The organism is Pseudomonas fuscovaginae SE-1, from assembly GCF_000364705.1.
Classification (GTDB): Bacteria; Pseudomonadota; Gammaproteobacteria; order Pseudomonadales; family Pseudomonadaceae; genus Aquipseudomonas; species Aquipseudomonas fuscovaginae_A.
The window spans coordinates 1-744 of sequence record NZ_AQOH01000336.1 but is presented as its reverse complement, the minus strand read 5'-3'; the positions used below and the strand labels follow the sequence as shown (position 1 = coordinate 744).

Annotated in this window: 1 protein-coding gene; it reads right to left on the bottom strand. The window is 40.7% G+C overall.

The window, feature by feature from the left end:
• Nucleotides 1–527: 527 nt before the first annotated feature.
• Nucleotides 528–744, bottom strand: a 217-nt coding sequence (locus tag K675_RS33790; protein WP_232434480.1) for a hypothetical protein, incomplete at its 5' end; no start/stop codon positions are given.

Sequence of the window (744 nt, the reverse complement as noted above, 5' to 3'; positions counted from 1 at the left end):
AATGGTCTGAGGTCAGAACTAATTATAATGAGCAGGGCAATGGAGCTTCTTTTAAGGAGAAATTTTTTCAAACGATGAGTGTAGTTTGCAAAAATGCTCAGCTTACAGAGTATGGGAAGGGGGTTGTGGATTCATGTGCTGATCTCGTTGGTAGGTGTCGTATTCATATATGAGTGAACGGTATTTTTCAGGTGTTTTAGCACTCTCCTTCTTCCTTTTAGGGGATGGAGCGAGGATGGTTTATTCTGCATTTTACCTATATGTTGATCTGAATCCATTCGTGTTGGTATTTCTGTGTTCGCTGGTTTCTTTTGTCGTTTCTCTCGGGGTAGTGTTTTTTCGAAGAGTTTCTGGGGCCGCGGGAAGGCCAGGGGTGGGATACATTAGGTGGTTCTTTGATATGTTTGTATTTTTGTATTGATTTTTTTATTTTTTAAATTGGTTGTCTGGTTTTTTGCTATCAGGTATTTGATACCTGCAACGTTTTCCGCGATAGCCGTTTCTGTTGGGGGTGTTATTTTCGACTGTCAGTCGAGTCCAGTGCGGGCTGGAATTTTGTTAATAAGCTTTGTTTTGTTTGTGGGAGGCGGTATCTTTTGCTTTAGTCGGTTTGACGCTTGGGGTGTATTCTTGTTCGTTGTTTGTGGGGTTTCGATTTTTATAAATACTGCTATTTCTAAAAACTTGGCGATAGTGCAATTTGTTTTAAATATAGGTGCCTTACGTACGGTGCTCGTCTTGGTG